Below are 730 nucleotides of genomic sequence, written 5' to 3'. Positions count from 1 at the left end.
CTTCGCTGTCTGCCCGGCGCTACCCGCGGAACTGCCGTTCGAGCCCCGGGCGCTCTCCTTGAACTCTGTGGTGAATGAACTGGTGCCCGCCTTCATCGGCAACTGCCAGGTCTTCGTGGTCAGGCGATAGAAGCGAATCACGCCCTTCGATGCGTTGTACTCCCAGTTGATGCCAAGCCGCGTCGCAATCAGGTCGAGCATGTTGGCTAGCGGCATCTTCTCGCTATTCTTGAATTCCACGCTCAAGGCGCTCTCCACCAGCGGGGTCGCCTGCGCGATGCTGCCGGCACCACCAACCAGACTGGTCGGAAGCGGCGCGCCGAGTGCCGGGGCCTGGCCCAGCGCCGGCATGCCTTGCGGCACCGCACCCCCGGCCTGTTGATTACGTGCCTGCGCCGCCATGCTGCGCGGGAGCAACATGTTGGCCGGGAGATAGACATCCGATTCGACCTTCACCGGGATCCCGGTCGCCATGGTGATGCGCTGTCCGGCTACCGCCAGCGGCATGACGCGCTCGGGAAAGACGACCCACGTATCGACGTTATTGCGCAGTGCCAACGGGAGGGTAACGTTTCGCGCAGTAGGAACGGCTCTGCCCACGAGGAAGGGCTTGGAGACTTCCTGCTCTGCCTCGACAGCCGCGCGGTCGCGGCGCATCCGGGCATAGAGCGCGCCGGTCATCGCGTCACCTTGCGCGCGACTATCGTCGACGGCGTGTCTGGTGTCTTCA

The 730-nt window shown here is 64.8% G+C and carries 1 pseudogene; it reads right to left on the bottom strand.

Annotated elements, in window-relative coordinates:
* Positions 1-681 (bottom strand): annotated as a pseudogene (locus tag ACYP5B_RS05185) (protein PilN); the annotation flags it as partial.
* Positions 682-730: the final 49 nt, after the last annotated feature.

The organism is Cupriavidus sp. 8B, from assembly GCF_054589115.1.
Note: the sequence above shows the minus strand (reverse complement) of the source record. Positions and strands in the feature narration are given on the sequence as shown.